We start from the raw sequence: 16,401 nt of genomic DNA, 5'->3' as shown, positions 1-16,401 counted from the left end.
AAGGGCGCCTCACGGCGCCCTTCTCGGCTCTCTGGCGGATCAGCCCTGCAGGGCCGGCCGTTCCCCGTTGATCGGGATCAGCTTGGGCTTGGCCTCTTCCGGGACCACGCGCTCGAGTTCGATGGTCAGCAGCCCGCTGTCGAGCTTGGCTGAACGCACCTCGATGTGGTCGGCCAGGCGGAACGAGAGCTTGAACGCCCGCTGGGCGATGCCCTGGTGCAGGTAGGTCACGCCTTCGTTGCCGGTTTCGCGCTTGCCGCCACTGACGGTGAGCACGCCCCGCTCCACCTGCAGTTGCAGGTCCGCTTCCTGGAGGCCGGCGGCCGCTACCACGATGCGGTAGTTGTCATCGCCGTGCTTCTCCACGTTGTAGGGTGGATAGGAGCTGCTGGCGTCGTTGCGCAGCGCGCTTTCGAACAGATCGTTGAAACGATCGAAACCGATGGATTGACGAAACAGTGGTGCCATCGAAAAACTGGTCATCTTAACTATCTCCTGATTTCAGCGAGTGGTTGATGCGGGACCCGACTTCGGCATCCCACGATCCACGAAATGTGGATGGGCCAAACAATTTCAAGACCGTTCATCGGGAGATATTTCATGTCCAGGGTCATGCTCATCACGGGCGCCAGCCGAGGCATCGGCGCCGCCACCGCGCGGCTCGCCGCGCAGCAGGGCTATCAGGTGTGCATCAGCTACCGGCAGCAACGGGAAGCGGCCGAACGGCTCGTCCAGGAGATCGAGCGAGCCGGAGGCCGCGCCCTTGCGGTTGCCGCCGACGTGGCCGACGAAGCCCAGGTGGTCCACCTGTTCGAGGCGCTCGACCGGACGTTCGGCCGGCTCGACGTACTGGTCAACAACGCCGGCATGCTGGAACGGCAGATGCGCCTGGAAGACATGGACGCCGCCCGCCTGGCACGGGTCTTCGCGGTCAACGTCACCGGCAGCTTCATCTGCGCGCGTGAGGCGGTCAAGCGCATGTCCCGTCGCCACGGCGGCTACGGTGGCGCCATCGTCAACGTTTCGTCCGTGGCCTCGCGCCTCGGCGCGCCCGGGGAATACATCGACTACGCCGCCGCCAAGGGCGCCATTGACAGCATGACGCTCGGCCTGGCCAAGGAAGTGGCGGGCGAAGGCATCCGCGTCAACGCCGTGCGCCCGGGGGTGATTCACACCGACATTCATGCCAGCGGCGGCGAGCCGAACCGCGTCGAGCGGGTCAAGGCCAGCGTCCCGATGGGCCGTGGCGGCGAAGCGGAGGAAGTCGCCCGCGCGATCCTCTGGCTCTGCGGCGACGAGGCGAGCTACGTGACCGGCGCGCTGCTGGACGTCACCGGCGGGCGCTAACCCGGCTGTCGCTCGGCCAAGGCCACGCCGAGCCGGGCATCGATGCGCTCGCAGTCGCCTTCGCGGCGCAGTTCCTGGAACAGCGCCATTGCCTGGGGGTAGGTCCGGCTGAGCATGCCCAGCCACTGTTTGAGGCGGCCCGGCGCGTAGCGCGGCGACATCTTGCGCCGTGCCTGGCGCCAGAAATCGGCGAGCAGCGGTTCGAGCGTGCTCCAGGCCATGGGATCGACCGAGCGCCCGGCATGGGCGGCCGCGATCTGCCGGGCGAGGTCCGGACAGGACACCAGCCCACGCCCCAGCATGATGTGCTGCGCCCCGCTCACTTCCCGGCAGCGGCGCCAGTCGTCGAGGGTCCAGATTTCGCCGTTGGCATAGACCGGCACCGCCACCACGTCCTGCACCCGGGCGACCCATTCCCAGTGCGCCGGCGGCCGATAGCCCTCGACCTTGGTGCGCGCATGTACCACCAGCTGCTCGGCGCCGCCATCGGCCAGCGCCCGGGCACAGTCGAGCGCACCGTCCGGACTGTCGAAGCCCAGGCGCATCTTCGCCGTGACGGGAATGTGCTCGGGAACCGCGCGGCGCACCTCCAGCACGATCGCATGCAGTAGCTCGGGCTCCTTGAGCAGCACCGCCCCGCCACGGGACTTGTTCACCGTCTTGGCCGGGCAGCCGAAGTTCAGGTCGATGACCGGCGCGCCCAGCTCGCACGCGTAGGCGGCGTTGTCGGCGATACAGGCCGGGTCGGAGCCGAGAAACTGGACCCGCAGCGGTGTGCCCGAACGGGTACAGGCGCCCCGGGCAAGCTCCGGGGCGAGCTTGGCGTAGGTCGCCGCGGGCAGCAGGCGGTCGCTGACGCGGATGAACTCGGTGACGCACCAGTCGATACCGCCGGCCCGCGTCAGTACATCGCGAAGAATGTCGTCGACCAGGCCCTCCATGGGCGCCAGGGCAATCTGCATGTCAGCTACCGCTCGAACATCGGGCGCGCATTGTACGAGCGAGCCGGGCCTTTAGAAACGCCTGACGCAGCGCCCCCGACCAGGGGCCGACCGCACAGGCTATTCCTCGATGGTGTCCGAGCCGGTGGGCGTGATGGCTTCGGGCTGGCTCGCCGAGCGGCCAGCCTCGCCTTCCGTGCCGAGCAGGGTGTCGGTGGTGCCTGCGCCCTGGGTCGTATCGGTGCCCGAGTCGATACCAGGGCGCTCAGGCGTCTCGACATCCTGCTGCCTGCCCAGGCCACTGCCGTCACGCAGCGCAGGCTTCTCGCCTCGCTCGGTACCGGCCTGGTCGGCGAACGAAAGGGAACCGAGCGACATCAGCGCAGCGAGCGCCAGAACGGGATAGCGCTTCATGAAGCCTCCTTTATGGTCAGTCGCGCTTTTCGGGCTGCGCCTGATACTGGTTGTGGTGCTGCATGTCGGTCTCGTTGCCGCCGCCATGCCCGGGATCGTCGGCGCTGTGGTCGCCGTCGTCGCGAGCTTCCTCCCTCGGCGTACGCTGGGGCTCAGGGTCGATGCCCTCCCCGATCCCCATCGAGCCGCTGCCGGCCGCCCCGCGATCCACGGGGCCCGTGTTCTGCGCCTGCGCCATCGGGGCACCGCCCAGTAACCCGAGCACCAGCAGGATCGCCATCGACCTTGAAGTGACGCGTGTTTCGATTCGCATATCGAGCCTCCTCCTCATGGAGTTTTGGCATCGCCGAGGCGCCAAGGTGCGGCGACGCCGAAGCGAGGTGACCGATGGCATCGGAAACCCCTTCGAGCCATCGAGGTCTATACCCGTACTGGCCGGGCGACATGGCCGCAGCACGAAACGAGGGAATGATGACGCCTGCACTGCTGATTTGCGCGATGATCGGAGGCTGGCTGCTGGTGGCAGCGGCGATGCTGTGGGGCATGCTGAGAATCGCACGCAGACACTATCCCCGCGAGACGTCCGAGAGGCCCGTGCAGCGCACCTCTCGCCGACGGTCGCGCACGTCCCAGGTGCCCGCCCTTTCGCTAAATGCCTGAAGAAAAAACGTTTTTTTCATCTTCGAGGTTGACAGCCTGAAGATCGGCTGTAGAATGCCGACCCACAGACGCGGGATGGAGCAGTCTGGTAGCTCGTCGGGCTCATAACCCGAAGGTCGTCGGTTCAAATCCGGCTCCCGCAACCAAATCGAAAAGCCTCGAATGCAACAGCATTCGGGGCTTTTTGCTTTCTGCCGTTGCTTGGCGGCAAACCGCCGTGTCGCGCCCCCCCTGGTCGAACAGGCTCATCTGGACGTTGCCGCCATGATCGATCGTTCCGATGCAGGCTCGAATGACTGCGAGTCGGCGCACCGGCCTGCCTAGCAACGACCGCCCCGCCCCGCAACGCTCGCCCTGGCCGACACTCTCTTGGCATTTACCGCCGACGCTGGCTACTCTGCGCGAATAACGGCCGCGGGGCAGGTGCGAAAGCGCACCGCGGCGAAAACGCGGTGGCGCGCACGCCATCCTGTCCCGACAGAGCCCTGAACATGCTCATTGGCGATGCACTTTCGCAGTTTCCCCGTCTCGAGCTGGTGCCCGGCGCCACGCCGCTGGAACGGCTCGAACGCCTTTCCCGACACCTCGGTCGCGAGCTGTACATCAAACGCGACGATCTCACGCCCTTCGCACTCGGCGGCAACAAGGCCCGCAAGCTCGAATACCTCGGCGCCCATGCGCTGGCCGCCGGGGCCGATACCCTGGTAACGGCGGGCGCCATCCAGTCGAACCACGTTCGCCAGACGGCGGCGCTGGCGGCGCGGCTCGGCCTGGGTTGCCTGGCGCTGCTGGAGAACCCGATCCAGAGCCAGGACCGCAACTACCTCGCCAACGGCAACCGCCTGCTGCTCGACCTCTACGGTGCCGAGGTGGAGCGGGTCGACGACCTGTCCCAGGCCGAGTCGCTGCTGCAAGCCGCTGGTGAGCGGCTGCGCCAGGCCGGAAAACGTCCGTACCTGGTGCCGATCGGCGGCTCGAACGCCATCGGGGCGCTGGGTTACGTGCGTGGCGGCCTGGAGCTTTCCAGACAGATGGACGAATGCGGCAGCGCCTTCGCCGCGGTGGTGCTCGCCTCGGGCAGCGCCGGCACCCATGCCGGCCTGGCCCTCGCACTGCAGGCGACGCGACCGGGCACGCGAGTGGTCGGCGTCACCGTCTCGCGAAGCGAAGAGGCTCAGCGCCCGAAGGTCGACAGCCTGCTCCAGCAGACCGCGCAGCAGCTCGGCATCCCCATGCCCGATGGCCTGCCTGTCGAGCTGTGGGATGGCTACTTCGCGCCCCGCTATGGCGAACCCAATGCCGCCACGCTGGAGGCCGTCGCCCTGCTCGCCCGCCTGGAAGGAATCCTGTTGGACCCGGTCTATACCGGCAAGGCCTTTGCCGGCCTGCTCGACGGGATCGCCCGCGGCGCTTTTCCCGGCGACGACCCGCTCCTGTTCCTGCACACCGGCGGCTCGCCGGCACTGTTCGCCTACCAGCGCGCAGCCCCCTGAGCCCGTTCGACACGTAGCGACGCCGCGCGCGCCGCGATTCCACCTGCCTGAGAGTGAGACGATGATGACCTGCCACGACCTGCGACGCCGTTTCCTTTCCACCGCCCTGGGCCTTTTCGTCAGCGTCGGGCTGATCGGCCAGAGCCTTGCCGCCGATGACCTGCTGGAGCAGATCAAACAACGCGGCAGCATCCAGATCGGCCTCGAGGGCACCTATCCGCCGTTCAACTTCCAGGACGCGAGCGGCCGGCTGACCGGCTTCGAGGTCGAGTTCGCCCAGGCGCTGGCCAAGCAGCTCGGGGTCGAGGCGAAATTCCAGCCGACCAAGTGGGACGGCATCCTCGCGGCGCTGGAGTCGGGCCGCCTGGACGTGGTGATCAACCAGGTCACCATTTCCGAGGAGCGCAAGCAGAAGTACGACTTCTCGACGCCGTACACCGTATCCGGCATCCAGGCCATGACCCAGAAGGGCAAGGAGTCGCAGATCAACAGTGCCGCCGACCTCGCGGGCAAGCGCGTGGGCGTGGGTCTGGGGACCAACTACGAACAGTGGCTGCGCGAGAACGTGCCGGACGCCGAGGTCCGCACCTATGACGACGACCCCACCAAGTACCAGGATCTGCGCTTCGGCCGCATCGACGTCATGCTGATCGACCGACTCGCGGCCTTCGAGCTGCTCTCCAAGACCGGCGATGCGATGGCGATAGCCGGTGAGCCCTTCTCGCGCCAGGAGGCCGGGGTCGCCATGCGCAAGGGCAACCCCGCGCTGCTCGAAGCGGTCGACGAGGCGATCGCCACGCTGCGGGCCGACGGCACGCTCAAGGCGCTGTCGCAGAAGTGGTTCCAGGCTGACGTCACCGAGTGATGGAGCAGAGCCTGCAGCTGTTGCTCGACTCGGCGCCCTTTCTGCTCAAGGGCGCGCTCTACACCGTCGTGCTGAGCCTGGGCGGGATGTTCTTCGGCCTGCTGCTCGGCTTCGCGCTGGCGCTGCTCAGGCTGTATGCCGCGGCGCCCCTGCGCTGGCTGTCGCGCCTGTACGTATCCTTCTTCCGCGGTACGCCGCTGCTGGTGCAGCTGTTCATGATCTATTACGGCCTGCCCCAGCTCGGCATCCAGCTCGATCCGCTGACCGCCGCGCTGATCGGCTTCTCGCTGAACATGGGCGCCTACACGTCGGAAATCCTGCGCGGCGCCATCGCCTCGATCGACCGCGGCCAGTGGGAGGCGGCGGCGAGCATCGGCATGAACAGACGCCAGACGCTCTACCGCACCATCCTGCCCCAGGCGGCGCGCACCGCCCTGCCGCCGCTGGGCAACAGCTTCATCTCGCTGGTCAAGGACACCGCCCTGGCTGCCACCATCCAGGTGCCGGAGCTGTTCCGCCAGGCGCAGCTGATCACCGCGCGCACCTTCGAGATCTTCACCATGTACCTGGCCGCGGCGCTGATCTACTGGGCGCTGGCGACCGTGCTGGCGCACCTGCAGGGCCGGCTCGAGAACCGGGTCAATCGGCACGAACAGGACGGCCCATGATCAGCGTTCGCAACCTGACCAAAACCTTCAACGGACAACCCGTGCTCAAGGGCATCGACCTGGATATCGCGCCGGGCGAGGTGCTGGCCATCGTCGGCCCCAGCGGTTCGGGCAAGACCACCCTGCTGCGCTGCCTGAACCTGCTCGAACAGCCCGATGGCGGCACCATCCAGGTCGGCGAGATCCGCATCGACGCCTCCCGCCCGCTCAAGCCGCAGCAGCGGCAGGTCCGCCAGTTGCGCCAGCAGGTGGGCTTCGTCTTCCAGAACTTCAACCTCTTCCCCCACCGCACCGCGCTGGAAAACGTCATCGAAGGCCCGGTGGTGGTCAAGAAGGAACCCCGCGCCACCGCCATCGAGCGAGGCCGGCAACTGCTCGCCAAGGTCGGCCTGGCGGGCAAGGAAGAGGCCTACCCCAGACGCCTCTCCGGCGGGCAGCAACAGCGCGTGGCGATCGCCCGGGCGCTGGCCATGCAGCCGGAGGTGATCCTGTTCGACGAGCCCACCTCGGCGCTGGACCCCGAGCTGGTGGGCGAGGTGCTGGCGACCATCCGCGGCCTGGCGGAAGAAAAACGCACCCTGGTGATCGTCACCCACGAGATGAGTTTCGCCCGTGACGTGGCCAACCGGGCGATCTTCATCGACGGCGGCGTGATCGTCGAGCAAGGTGAGGCCCGGGCCCTGTTCGGCGCTCCGCAGCACGAGCGAACCCGCCAATTCCTGCGCAAGTTTCTCGGCGAATCCTGACGCATCGCCTGCTCTTTGGCGAAAGGCACAGCCGGCACTTTGCAGCGCCGCAAAGCGCCGCTAGAATTGCGCACTTTTTGATCAGAGGCGCCTGACGGCGCCCTTCGAGGTTAGCCGCATGTCCACCGCCACGCCCAAAGTCGGGTTCGTCTCCCTCGGTTGCCCGAAGGCCACCGTCGACTCCGAACGCATCCTCACCCAGCTGCGCATGGAAGGGTACGAGATCGTTCCGACTTACCAGGACGCCGACGTCGTGGTGGTCAACACCTGCGGCTTCATCGACAGCGCCAAGGCCGAATCCCTCGATGCCATCGGCGAAGCCCTAGCCGAGAACGGCCGGGTCATCGTCACCGGCTGCATGGGCGTCGACGAAGGCAACATTCGCGACGTGCATCCCAGCGTACTGGCCGTTACCGGCCCGCAGCAGTACGAGCAGGTGGTCAACGCCGTGCACGAGGTGGTGCCGCCGAGCCTGGAGCACAACCCGCTGATCGACCTGGTGCCGCCACAGGGCATCAAGCTCACCCCGCGCCACTACGCCTATCTGAAGATCTCCGAAGGCTGCAACCACAGTTGCAGCTTCTGCATCATTCCGTCGATGCGCGGCAAGCTGGTCAGCCGCCCGGTGGGCGATGTGCTCAGCGAGGCCGAGCGCCTGGTCAAGGCCGGCGTCAAGGAGCTGCTGGTGATCTCCCAGGACACCAGCGCCTACGGCGTCGACATGAAGTACAAGACCGACTTCTGGAACGGCCAGCCGGTCAAGACCCGCATGAAGGAGCTCTGCGAGGCCCTGTCCAGCATGGGCGTCTGGGTCCGCCTGCATTACGTCTACCCCTACCCGAACGTCGACGACGTGATCCCGCTGATGGCCGCCGGCAAGCTGCTGCCTTACCTGGACATTCCCTTCCAGCACGCCAGCCCCAAGGTGCTCAAGGCGATGAAGCGCCCGGCCTTCGAAGACAAGACCCTGGCACGCATCAAGGCCTGGCGGGAGATCTGCCCCGAGCTGACCATCCGCTCGACCTTCATCGTCGGCTTCCCGGGCGAAACCGAGGAGGACTTCCAGTACCTGCTCGACTGGCTCACCGAAGCGCAGCTCGACCGCGTCGGCTGCTTCCAGTACTCGCCGGTCGAGGGCGCACCGGCCAACGACCTGGGCCTCGAGGCCGTGCCCGATGAGGTCAAGCAGGACCGCTGGGAGCGCTTCATGGCGCATCAGCAGGCCATCAGCGCCGCCCGGCTGGCGCTGAAGATCGGCAAGGAAATCGAAGTGCTGATCGACGAGGTCGACGAGGAAGGCGCGATCGGCCGTTCCTACGCCGATGCGCCGGAAATCGACGGCAACGTCTACGTGGACAGCGACCAGGACCTCAAGCCGGGCGACAAGGTCTGGGTTCGGGTCACCAACGCCGACGAATACGACCTCTGGGCCGAAACCCTCTGATCACTGCTGCTCTCGAAGCCCCGCACCTGCGGGGCTTTTTTATTTCCGACGAACGGCATCTGGCCGCCAGCATGAAATTCGGTCTGCTTCGGCGCGCCGAACCCACCACAGGCCAACACACAAACTCAATAAAAACAGTGGGATAGACTGAGTTGTCAGGCGCGATTTGCAACTCTGCGCACAGTGTCACGACACTGCAACATGCCCGAGGAACAAAAAATCCCGCCCTCCACTCGTAACTGAGTATTCCGTAATACTCTTGTCACGTTTTTCTGAAACGGAGTCGCGCCGTCGGCCCGCTTGCTGTTGGGCAAGCAGGACGGAAGTCGTCGCGTGCGTCAACCGAACAGGAGCCTCTCGCTGCCATCGCATCGCGGCCAGCGGCAGGCTGCCTAATTGGAAGGAATCGCCTTGATGAATAACAACAAAAACCGCCTTGCCCACAGCCTCGACTGCTCCGCCCAAGCCGCCCTGCTCCTGGTGGTCATGCTCGTATTGGCCGACGTCGGATTCGTCACGCTGCACCTGATCAACAGCCTTACGCCCTTTCCCAACGACCCGCTGTTCTCCCTGGAGAAAGACCGCGGCTACCCGGAGGTCTACCAGTACCTCAAGTGGTTCTGGATCGTATTGCTGTTCGGCTACCTCGCCCTGTTGCGCCGCTCGCCGACGTATCTGGCCTGGGCCCTGGTTTTTGCCTATTTCTTGGCCGACGATGCGCTGGCACTGCACGAGCGGGTCGGCGCCCTCTTCGCCGCCCACCTGGACATCGCCCCGCCGTTCGGCCTGCGTGTCGAGGACATCGGCGAACTCGCCGCCTCCGCGGCCATGGGCGTGCTCCTGCTGGCCTTCGTGTGCTGGAGCTACCTGGCTGGGCGTCCGGCCTTCAAGAAAATCTCCCATGACACGCTGCTGCTGATCGGCGCGCTGGTCTTCTTCGGCGTCGGCTTCGACATGGCGCACGTCATCCTCCCGCTGGGCGAAGCCGCGGATCTGCTGTTCGGCGTGCTGGAGGACGGTGGCGAAATGCTGGTGGCCAGCGCCACGCTCAGCTATGTGCTGCTGCTCGGCCTGCGCCCCGAAACGGACAAGGCCTACCTCTTCGACTACCTGCGAGCCCGCTGGGCCAACCGTCGCCGCCCTCAACAGCAGCTGCGCCCCGTCACCAGCAGTCGCTGACCCCTGCAGCGGCGCCGATGCGGCGTCGCTGTTGCTGGACTTCGTGCCTGGCCCACGGCATAAAAGCCGCTCCCCCATCGGCAAGGAAGTTCCATGGTCACCTGTCACCTGCGCTACGTCATCGATCCGTACAAGCTCGACGAGTTCGAGCACTACGCCAGGCTCTGGATACCTCTGGTGGAGCGCTTCGGCGGCCAGCATCACGGCTATTTCCTGCCCTCGGAAGGCGCCAACAACATCGCCCTGGCGCTGTTCAGCTTCCCAAGCCTGGCGACGTACGAGCAGTACCGCAAAGCCTCGATGGAGGACGCCGACTGCCTGTCGGCCTTCGACTACGCACGCCAGACACGCTGCATCCTCAGCTACGAGCGCAGCTTCATGCGCCCGGTCTTCGGCTGAAGGGCGGTCGATGCCCGTGAAGGGCCGGGACACTCGATGAGCGCCCTGCTCGGCTAGGCGCAGCCTATACAGGTGCATTTGCATGGCAAATGGTCGCTCGCAAAGCCCGTGGCGGCCGCTAGGGTGTGGCTCGACAGCCAACACGAGGAATGTCCATGCTCCCCTATTTTTCCCTGGCCGGCCGCACGGCATTGGTCACCGGTGGCACCCGAGGCATCGGTCATATGATCGCCAAGGGCTTTCTGGAAGCCGGCGCCACCGTCTACCTGTGCGCCCGTGATGCCCAGGCATGCGAAGCGGCGGCCAGCGAACTCGGCCACCTGGGCGAATGCCATGCGCTGGCCGCCAATCTCGCCAGCGAAGACGGCATCAAGGCTTTCGCCGAGGCCCTGGGCGAACGCATCGACCGCCTGGACATCCTGGTCAACAACGCCGGCACCACCTGGGGGGCGCCCCTGGACGAGTATCCGGCCAAGGGCTGGGAAAAGGTCATGCAGCTGAACGTGACTTCGGTGTTCGGCTGCATCCAGCAGCTGTTGCCGCTGCTGCGCAACGCCGCCAGCCCGGACGCCCCGGCACGCATCATCAACATCGGTTCGGTGGCCGGCCTCACGTCCCACGGCGAACAGGCCTACGCCTACGGACCGAGCAAGGCCGCGCTGCATCAACTGTCGCGCATGCTGGCGCGGGAGCTGGTCGAACAGCACATCAACGTCAATGTCATCGCACCGGGGCGTTTCCCCAGCAAGATGACCTCCTTCATCGCCAACGACGCCGAGGCGATGGCGGCCGACTGCGCCCACATCCCGATGAAGCGCTGGGGACGGGAAGAGGAAATGGCCGCGCTGGCGATCAGTCTGGCCAGCACCGCCGGCGCCTACATGACCGGCGCGATCATCCCCATCGACGGCGGCTTCCACCTCTAGCGCCGGCCCGCCCGCCGCCGGTTGCGCCGATGCAACCGGCAGCAGCCCGGCGCATCAACGGCTAAGATAGGCGCCCGATCCCCAGCGCCACCGCCATGAACCATACCGTCTCGCCCATCGGCTACCTGCGTTCCTGCTTCCAGGAAAAATTCGCCATTCCCCGACAGCCCAGGCTGGCCCCTGCCGCCCGCGGTGTCCTCGAACTGGTGCCGCCGTTCGACCAGGCCCATGCGCTCGATGGATTGGAACAGGTGAGCCACGTCTGGCTGCTGTTCCTGTTCCACCAGGCACTGGAGAGCCAGCCGCGCCTGCGCGTACGCCCGCCCCGGCTGGGCGGCAACCAGATGGTCGGGGTGTTCGCCACCCGCTCCACGCACCGGCCCAATGGCATCGGCCAGTCGGTGGTCAAGCTCGACGCCATCGAACCCGGACGGCTGTGGCTGTCGGGGATCGACCTGCTCGACGGCACGCCGATACTCGACATCAAGCCCTACGTGCCCTACGCCGACGCCATCGCCGAAGCGAGCAACGGGATGGCCGCCGAAGCGCCGGCTGCGATCGCCGTGGAATGGTCCGAGCAGGCCCTGCAACAGGCCCGCCAGCACGGGCAGCGCCTGGGCGAGCCGCTGGCCGAACTGATCGAGCAATGCCTCGCCCAGGACCCCCGCCCCGCCTACCAGACCCCGACGCCGGAACGCCGCTACGGCACCCGCCTGTGGGATGTCGAGGTCCGCTGGCATTACCCCTCGCCCGAGTGCATCCGGGTCCTCGAAGTGGTACCGGCGGCATAGCGCCAGGCGGGTTCGCCGTGCTGGAACATATTCGCGGTCAAGACTGGGCGTCCCCGACCGCTCCCACGAAAGCCCCAGGGACAACCGTCGCTTCCAGGAAAAGCCTCTGCGCACGTGTCGCTGCTAAACCCGATGCACGCATCGCCACCATGAGAGCGGTCGGGGACGCCTGGTCGCGACCGCGACGGGCCCGACGCCGGCCTCGGCGGCCGGCGCAGGGCCTTGAAGGCGGCGTCTTACTCTTTTTCCGGGACCAGCGTCAGGCGCCGGGTGCCATAGACCTGCTCGAGGTTTTCCGGCTTGAACGGGAAGCTCATGTACTGGGCCCTGAGCCAGGCGTCGATGCCATCGGCGTAATGCGGGCTGGCGGGGTTGCCCGACTGGCCGGAGCTGTTGAGGCCGATGAAGGGTTCTTCGCGGCCGAAGTCGACGATGATCCGCATGGCCGGCACCAGCCAGGTATCGAAGCTGCCACCCCATTCGTAGGCCGCCACGTTGAGGGTGGTGTGGTCGCCTCCGGCCTGATACGGGCCGCGGTCCAGATAACCGCGCAGGGCCTGGACGCCCGTGCGCTGGCCGGCGCTCATGTAGGGTGCCAGCTGGGTGGCGCCGCTGGTCCAGCGATAGGTGTGCAGGTTGCCCCACTTCCAGGCCCCGCGATCGGCGCCCAGGCGGCTCTCCAGCAGCGCCACGGAGGCGGCCAGGCTGCGCGCCAGGATGGTCGGCTTGTCCTCGGTGACGCCGGTGCGGATGTCGTTCCAGAACGGGCTGTCGTCGCGCCCGAGCAGATGATCGGCCTGCGCCGAATAGGAGCTGTTGGCCGTCTGGATCAGCGCGCGCCAGGCAGGGCTGGTTTCCGGGCCGAGCTCGTCGAGGAAGATCTGCCGCGCGCTCTCCTGCAGGAAGGCTCCGTACAACGCCGCATCGGCCGAGTCGGCGCCGAGCTTGCCGTCGAACGCCATCAGCCGCGAGAAGGCCTCACGCGCCCGCGCGCGATCGGCCTGCGGCAGCGCGTCGATGGCCTGTTTCAGCGGCTGGGCCATCCCCGGCGCCTCGAACATGGCCTTCAGCTTGGCGGCGAACGGGGTGGTCTGGTCGTACTGCATGGCGATGGTGCTGCGGGTGTCGTGCTTGCCACTGCCGGCCAGTTCGGCGAGGCGTTCGGCGCGCTCGGGGTAGTACCAGGAATTGGACAGCTGCATGCCGTAGCCGCGCGGCACGATGCGGTGGTTGGCGGTACCGAGCCATCCCTGGGCGGGGTCCTGGTCGTAGGGGTGCAGCATCGGGTCGGCGAAACCGTCCCAGTCATAGCGACCGTCCCAACCCGGCGAAGGGATCAGACCGAGCCCGTCGCGCCGGTTGGGGAAACGGCCGGTCACCTGCCAGCCGATGCTCTGCGCGTCGGCGAAGACGATGTTCAGCGGCATCGCACGGATATCCCGGGTCGCCTCGAAGGCGGCCTCGACCGACTGCGCGCGGGACAGGTCGAAGAAGGCGTCGAGCGACTTGTCGGCCTCGAACTGCGTGGTCTTGAGCGCCAGCCCGTAACCGCTGCTCAACGCCAGCGGCTGCAGCGGATGCTTGCGCTCGCCCAGCACGCTGTTGAGCAGCGGACCGTTGCGCGTCTCGTAGAGGGTTTCGCGGATCGGGCGCTCGCCCTTGATGATGTAGGTCTCCTGCCGCTCCCGCGCGGCGACCCACTGGCCGTCGGCCAGGTACTGCAGCTGGTTGCCGACCCGCCGGACCTGCTCGAGGAACAGGTCCTGGTTGTCGCCCATGACCATGGTCATGCCCCAGCCGAGCTTGCCGTTGAAGCCCGCCACGATGGCCGGCACACCGGCGATCGAGACCCCGGCGCCCTGGAATTTGGGCGAGCGCAGCTGCACGAAATTCCAGTACGAGGGCATCGACAACGGCAAGTGGGTGTCGTTGGCCAGGATCGGCCTGCCGCTGCGGCTGTTGCGTCCGGCGATCGCCCAGTTGTTCGAGGCGGCAGAACCCTGCATGTTCAGCGCGGCGATCTGGCCGGCGGCGCGCTCGACGGCAGCGAGCCCCGGAATCTGCCCGTCGAGCCTGAGCCCCTTGAGCTTGTCCGCCTCCTCGAACGGCAGCGGCTCGTCGGGATAGGTCGGCAGCAGCCAGGCGAGCTTGTCGGCGCCGACCTGCTGGGCCAGCACCAGGGAGGCGATTTCCTCCTGCAGGTTGACCGCCAGGCCGAAGTTCAGCAGGCAGAACACCAGCACCGAATCCTCGGGTTTCCAATAGGCCGGCTGGTAGCCGGAGCTGGCCAGGTCCATCGGCAGCTTGTCGCGATGGCGGTACAGGTAGGCATTGACCCCGCGCGCATAGACCTCGAAGAAAGCCTTCATCCGCGGCGATGACTCGCGGTAGAGCACGTCGGCGCTCTGCTTGAGGTTCACCGCGCGCATGAAGCGATCGGCCTCCAGCACGCCCGGGCCGAGCATTTCCGCCAGACGCCCCTGGGCCATCAGTCGCAGACTGACCATCTGGCTCAGGCGATCCGTGGCATGCACATAACCGAGGGCGAACAGCCCGTCGTGGAAGCTGCTCGACTCGATCAGCGGCATGCCCAACGCGTTACGGCGGATGCTGACGTTGTCGGCCAGCCCCTTGAGCGGCTGCACGCCCTGCTGCGGCGGCAGGCTGGCACTGTAGCGGGAATCCAGATAGGACTGGCAGCCCGCCAGGCCCACCAGTGCCAGCGAGGCACCGGTAGCCAGACGAACCAGGGAACGAGACAGACGCAGCGCCATCGGCGGCTCCTTGGAAATTGCTGAGCGCAGGGTTATCGACAGGTTAGGAGAGAACAGGTGCGCGCGGCGCGACACAAGGGTGTTCAGGCCGCGTTGCGCGTCCTGGGCAGCGCCTCGTCCAGCAGCCAGCGCGCCGAGCGACGGGCTTCGGCCTTGTGCTGCAACTCGAGGGCACTGAAATTGGCTTCGTGGCGGCGGCGTTCGAGCTTGTCCAGCGCCTTCCAGGCCGCATGGGTCGGGACATGCTCGGTGGCGTCGTAGAGCTGCTGGAACACCTGGCAGCGCGGGTCCTGGCCCAGGTTCGCGTCGTAGTTGTCGAGCAATACCTTGATGCGGATCGCGCCCTCGATCAGCGGCACCTGTTCGTCCAGCAGGCTGCTGGCCAGGATGCGCAGGTCTTCGGCGAGGGCGATCTGACGCTGCGCCTGGGCGTCGGCACGCTGCTGCTCGCCATGCCATACCCGCCGCCACAGATGCAGGGCATAGCCTGCCAGCGCGGCGATCAGCAGCACGGCGACGATGGACAAGGCGATGGCGAGCGGCGTCATGGCATCAGGCGCCGTGGCACTTCTTGAATTTCTTGTCGCTGCCGCACGGGCAGGGATCGTTGCGGCCGACGTCCTTCAGCGGATTGCGCACCGGCTCGTGGCCGTGGTTGCAGTGCGGACCGTGGACGTGGTGGTGATGCTCATGGTCGTGATCGTGATCGTGGTTGCAGTCGGGACCATGGACATGGGGTTGCTGGTTCATCGAGGACCTACTCCGGAATAAAGTCGCCCGGGATTATCTCGCCATTGGTGGCGATGTGCACGCGCCGTCCGCGCATCAGCCCGGTCTTCACCTCACCCTGCAGGCGATACTGGATGGGGCTGTCGGGCTTCTCCAGCAGACGCACCACGTATTTCATGTGCCGCCAGAGGTTGGTGCGCACCGGCACCTCGTACAGTTCGGTGCCGTGGGCCGGCACGGTCATCCAGCCGCTGGACTCGCCCGCCGCCAGCTGGATGTCGTTCAGGTGGACGTCATAGACCAGGCCGCGGATCGGCAGGCTGTGGTCGTTGGGATTCTCGATACGGAAGGTGAGCATGAACTCCTGCTCGAGGAGTCGGGCCTTGATCACGTCGACCTTGGTGAGCTGAATCCGGGGATCCTTGAAGCTACTGGAGAACCAGGTCGAGCAACCGGAGACGGCTACCAGTGCGCCCAGCAGCAGCACCGTTGTGGATATTCTTATTGTCTGTGCCAGGAAGCGCATTCAGGTACTCCAGAGGACGGCCCAGTGTAGCAAGCAGCCAGCAGCCCGCAACGGGTGTCGCCGCAAAATAACCTGATCCATACTGCAATCTGATGATTCACGGCAAAACCGCCGGCTGCCGTTCTTGACGGGCAGCTAACAGTTCGCCGGGGCCGGCTGCGCTAGGCTACGCGCCGCCTCTTCCAATCGTGCCGACCAGACCCGCGCAGGAGCACTCAATGAGCCGTTATGAAATCGCCTTCTCCGGACAGCTGGTGCCGGGCGCGCAACTCGAACAGGTCCAGGCCAACCTGACGCGCCTGTTCCAGGCCGATGCCCAGCGTATCGCGATGCTGTTCTCCGGCCGGCGGATCGTGATCAAGCAGGACCTCGACGCCGCGGGCGCAGAAAAGTATCGCGCCACCCTCGAACGAGCCGGTGCGCGGGTCGAGGTCCGGGCGCTGGACGTGGATGTCGAGGAGATCGTGCTCGCCCCGCCGCCAGCGCCGTTCCCCGCCGC

18 protein-coding genes, 1 tRNA gene and 1 pseudogene are annotated in these 16,401 nt (G+C 66.5%); 12 read left to right on the top strand and 8 right to left on the bottom strand.

The features are described from left to right. Positions 1-39 precede the first annotated feature (39 nt). The gene (locus tag DN824_RS20110) at positions 40-483 is read right to left on the bottom strand and encodes an Hsp20 family protein (RefSeq protein ID WP_138410137.1); all 444 of its coding nucleotides are present in this window, start codon (positions 481-483) and stop codon (positions 40-42) included. A gap of 117 nt (positions 484-600) precedes the next feature. Here DN824_RS20110 and DN824_RS20105 point away from each other — a divergent pair, with 117 nt between their 5' ends. Continuing rightward, positions 601-1,347 (top strand): SDR family oxidoreductase, encoded by a 747-nt coding sequence (locus DN824_RS20105; RefSeq protein WP_138410136.1) that lies wholly within the window; start codon positions 601-603, stop codon positions 1,345-1,347. On the opposite strand, the gene DN824_RS20100 is transcribed toward DN824_RS20105, so the two are convergent. The 3 genes from DN824_RS20100 to DN824_RS20090 form a co-directional block, all read right to left on the bottom strand. Next, positions 1,344-2,309: a tRNA dihydrouridine synthase gene (locus tag DN824_RS20100; RefSeq protein ID WP_138410135.1), complete on the bottom strand. Its 966-nt coding sequence runs from the start codon at positions 2,307-2,309 to the stop codon at positions 1,344-1,346. The two genes, DN824_RS20105 and DN824_RS20100, sit on opposite strands and share 4 nt — an antisense overlap. Before the next feature lie 99 nt (positions 2,310-2,408). Next, positions 2,409-2,702, bottom strand: coding sequence for a hypothetical protein (locus DN824_RS20095; protein ID WP_138410134.1), 294 nt, complete (start codon positions 2,700-2,702; stop codon positions 2,409-2,411). Between the two features lie 16 nt (positions 2,703-2,718). Continuing rightward, positions 2,719-3,015, bottom strand: a complete 297-nt coding sequence (locus DN824_RS20090) for a hypothetical protein (RefSeq protein ID WP_138410133.1) — start codon at positions 3,013-3,015, stop codon at positions 2,719-2,721. Between the two features lie 416 nt (positions 3,016-3,431). Between DN824_RS20090 and DN824_RS20085 the strand changes: the two genes are divergently transcribed. The 10 genes from DN824_RS20085 (at position 3,432) to tsaA (ending at position 11,873) form a co-directional block, all read left to right on the top strand. Next, a tRNA-Met gene (locus DN824_RS20085) sits at positions 3,432-3,508 on the top strand. Between the two features lie 345 nt (positions 3,509-3,853). Then, positions 3,854-4,855: a D-cysteine desulfhydrase gene (locus tag DN824_RS20080; RefSeq protein WP_138410132.1), complete on the top strand. Its 1,002-nt coding sequence runs from the start codon at positions 3,854-3,856 to the stop codon at positions 4,853-4,855. A 64-nt stretch (positions 4,856-4,919) separates the two neighbouring features. Then, entirely contained in the window at positions 4,920-5,720 is an 801-nt protein-coding gene (tcyJ, locus tag DN824_RS20075; protein WP_138410145.1) for a cystine ABC transporter substrate-binding protein, read from the top strand. Further along, positions 5,720-6,388 carry a cystine ABC transporter permease gene (tcyL, locus tag DN824_RS20070; RefSeq protein ID WP_174236549.1) on the top strand — a complete coding sequence of 223 codons (669 nt, stop codon included), beginning with the start codon at positions 5,720-5,722 and terminating at the stop codon, positions 6,386-6,388. The genes tcyJ and tcyL overlap by 1 nt, the downstream gene beginning before the upstream one ends. Next, on the top strand, positions 6,385-7,134 hold the full coding sequence (gene tcyN, locus DN824_RS20065) for an L-cystine ABC transporter ATP-binding protein TcyN (RefSeq protein WP_138410130.1): 750 nt from the start codon (positions 6,385-6,387) through the stop codon (positions 7,132-7,134). Before tcyL ends, tcyN begins: the two co-directional genes overlap by 4 nt. A 118-nt stretch (positions 7,135-7,252) precedes the next feature. After that, positions 7,253-8,578: a 30S ribosomal protein S12 methylthiotransferase RimO gene (gene rimO / locus DN824_RS20060; protein WP_138410129.1), complete on the top strand. Its 1,326-nt coding sequence runs from the start codon at positions 7,253-7,255 to the stop codon at positions 8,576-8,578. A 414-nt stretch (positions 8,579-8,992) separates the two neighbouring features. Continuing rightward, a complete protein-coding gene (locus DN824_RS20055) occupies positions 8,993-9,757 on the top strand; it encodes a hypothetical protein (protein WP_138410128.1) in 765 nt (254 codons plus the stop codon). Between the two features lie 93 nt (positions 9,758-9,850). Beyond that, complete coding sequence (locus tag DN824_RS20050; RefSeq protein WP_138410127.1) at positions 9,851-10,156, top strand: NIPSNAP family protein; 306 nt, start codon at positions 9,851-9,853, stop codon at positions 10,154-10,156. Positions 10,157-10,311: 155 nt separating this feature from the next. Next, a complete protein-coding gene (locus tag DN824_RS20045; RefSeq protein WP_138410126.1) occupies positions 10,312-11,082 on the top strand; it encodes an SDR family oxidoreductase in 771 nt (256 codons plus the stop codon). Between the two features lie 95 nt (positions 11,083-11,177). Beyond that, on the top strand, positions 11,178-11,873 hold the full coding sequence (tsaA, locus tag DN824_RS20040) for a tRNA (N6-threonylcarbamoyladenosine(37)-N6)-methyltransferase TrmO (protein WP_138410125.1): 696 nt from the start codon (positions 11,178-11,180) through the stop codon (positions 11,871-11,873). A gap of 236 nt (positions 11,874-12,109) precedes the next feature. On the opposite strand, the gene DN824_RS20035 is transcribed toward tsaA, so the two are convergent. From DN824_RS20035 to DN824_RS20020, 4 genes are all read right to left on the bottom strand, one after another. Beyond that, on the bottom strand, positions 12,110-14,647 hold the full coding sequence (locus tag DN824_RS20035) for a penicillin acylase family protein (protein WP_138410124.1): 2,538 nt from the start codon (positions 14,645-14,647) through the stop codon (positions 12,110-12,112). Positions 14,648-14,730: 83 nt separating this feature from the next. Continuing rightward, positions 14,731-15,195: a DUF2489 domain-containing protein gene (locus DN824_RS20030; RefSeq protein ID WP_138410123.1), complete on the bottom strand. Its 465-nt coding sequence runs from the start codon at positions 15,193-15,195 to the stop codon at positions 14,731-14,733. 4 nt (positions 15,196-15,199) lie between these two features. After that, the gene (locus tag DN824_RS20025; protein ID WP_138410122.1) at positions 15,200-15,397 is read right to left on the bottom strand and encodes an SEC-C metal-binding domain-containing protein; all 198 of its coding nucleotides are present in this window, start codon (positions 15,395-15,397) and stop codon (positions 15,200-15,202) included. Between the two features lie 7 nt (positions 15,398-15,404). Further along, on the bottom strand, positions 15,405-15,902 hold the full coding sequence (locus tag DN824_RS20020) for an LEA/WHy family protein (protein ID WP_138410121.1): 498 nt from the start codon (positions 15,900-15,902) through the stop codon (positions 15,405-15,407). A 218-nt stretch (positions 15,903-16,120) separates the two neighbouring features. On the opposite strand from DN824_RS20020, the pseudogene DN824_RS20015 reads away from it, so the two are divergent. Beyond that, positions 16,121-16,401: pseudogene (locus DN824_RS20015) on the top strand (hypothetical protein); the annotation flags it as partial.

The organism is Stutzerimonas nosocomialis, assembly GCF_005876855.1.
GTDB classification, from domain to species: domain Bacteria; phylum Pseudomonadota; class Gammaproteobacteria; order Pseudomonadales; family Pseudomonadaceae; genus Stutzerimonas; species Stutzerimonas nosocomialis.
Note: the sequence above shows the minus strand (reverse complement) of the source record. Positions and strands in the feature narration are given on the sequence as shown.

Coding starts and splice junctions, on each gene's coding strand:
- DN824_RS20110 (WP_138410137.1), bottom strand. CDS start 483: ATGACCAGTTTTTCGATGGCACCACTGTTTCGTCAATCCATCGGTTTC.
- DN824_RS20105 (WP_138410136.1), top strand. CDS start 601: ATGTCCAGGGTCATGCTCATCACGGGCGCCAGCCGAGGCATCGGCGCC.
- DN824_RS20100 (WP_138410135.1), bottom strand. CDS start 2,309: ATGCAGATTGCCCTGGCGCCCATGGAGGGCCTGGTCGACGACATTCTT.
- DN824_RS20095 (WP_138410134.1), bottom strand. CDS start 2,702: ATGAAGCGCTATCCCGTTCTGGCGCTCGCTGCGCTGATGTCGCTCGGT.
- DN824_RS20090 (WP_138410133.1), bottom strand. CDS start 3,015: ATGCGAATCGAAACACGCGTCACTTCAAGGTCGATGGCGATCCTGCTG.
- DN824_RS20080 (WP_138410132.1), top strand. CDS start 3,854: ATGCTCATTGGCGATGCACTTTCGCAGTTTCCCCGTCTCGAGCTGGTG.
- tcyJ (WP_138410145.1), top strand. CDS start 4,920: ATGACCTGCCACGACCTGCGACGCCGTTTCCTTTCCACCGCCCTGGGC.
- tcyL (WP_174236549.1), top strand. CDS start 5,720: ATGGAGCAGAGCCTGCAGCTGTTGCTCGACTCGGCGCCCTTTCTGCTC.
- tcyN (WP_138410130.1), top strand. CDS start 6,385: ATGATCAGCGTTCGCAACCTGACCAAAACCTTCAACGGACAACCCGTG.
- rimO (WP_138410129.1), top strand. CDS start 7,253: ATGTCCACCGCCACGCCCAAAGTCGGGTTCGTCTCCCTCGGTTGCCCG.
- DN824_RS20055 (WP_138410128.1), top strand. CDS start 8,993: ATGAATAACAACAAAAACCGCCTTGCCCACAGCCTCGACTGCTCCGCC.
- DN824_RS20050 (WP_138410127.1), top strand. CDS start 9,851: ATGGTCACCTGTCACCTGCGCTACGTCATCGATCCGTACAAGCTCGAC.
- DN824_RS20045 (WP_138410126.1), top strand. CDS start 10,312: ATGCTCCCCTATTTTTCCCTGGCCGGCCGCACGGCATTGGTCACCGGT.
- tsaA (WP_138410125.1), top strand. CDS start 11,178: ATGAACCATACCGTCTCGCCCATCGGCTACCTGCGTTCCTGCTTCCAG.
- DN824_RS20035 (WP_138410124.1), bottom strand. CDS start 14,647: ATGGCGCTGCGTCTGTCTCGTTCCCTGGTTCGTCTGGCTACCGGTGCC.
- DN824_RS20030 (WP_138410123.1), bottom strand. CDS start 15,195: ATGACGCCGCTCGCCATCGCCTTGTCCATCGTCGCCGTGCTGCTGATC.
- DN824_RS20025 (WP_138410122.1), bottom strand. CDS start 15,397: ATGAACCAGCAACCCCATGTCCATGGTCCCGACTGCAACCACGATCAC.
- DN824_RS20020 (WP_138410121.1), bottom strand. CDS start 15,902: ATGCGCTTCCTGGCACAGACAATAAGAATATCCACAACGGTGCTGCTG.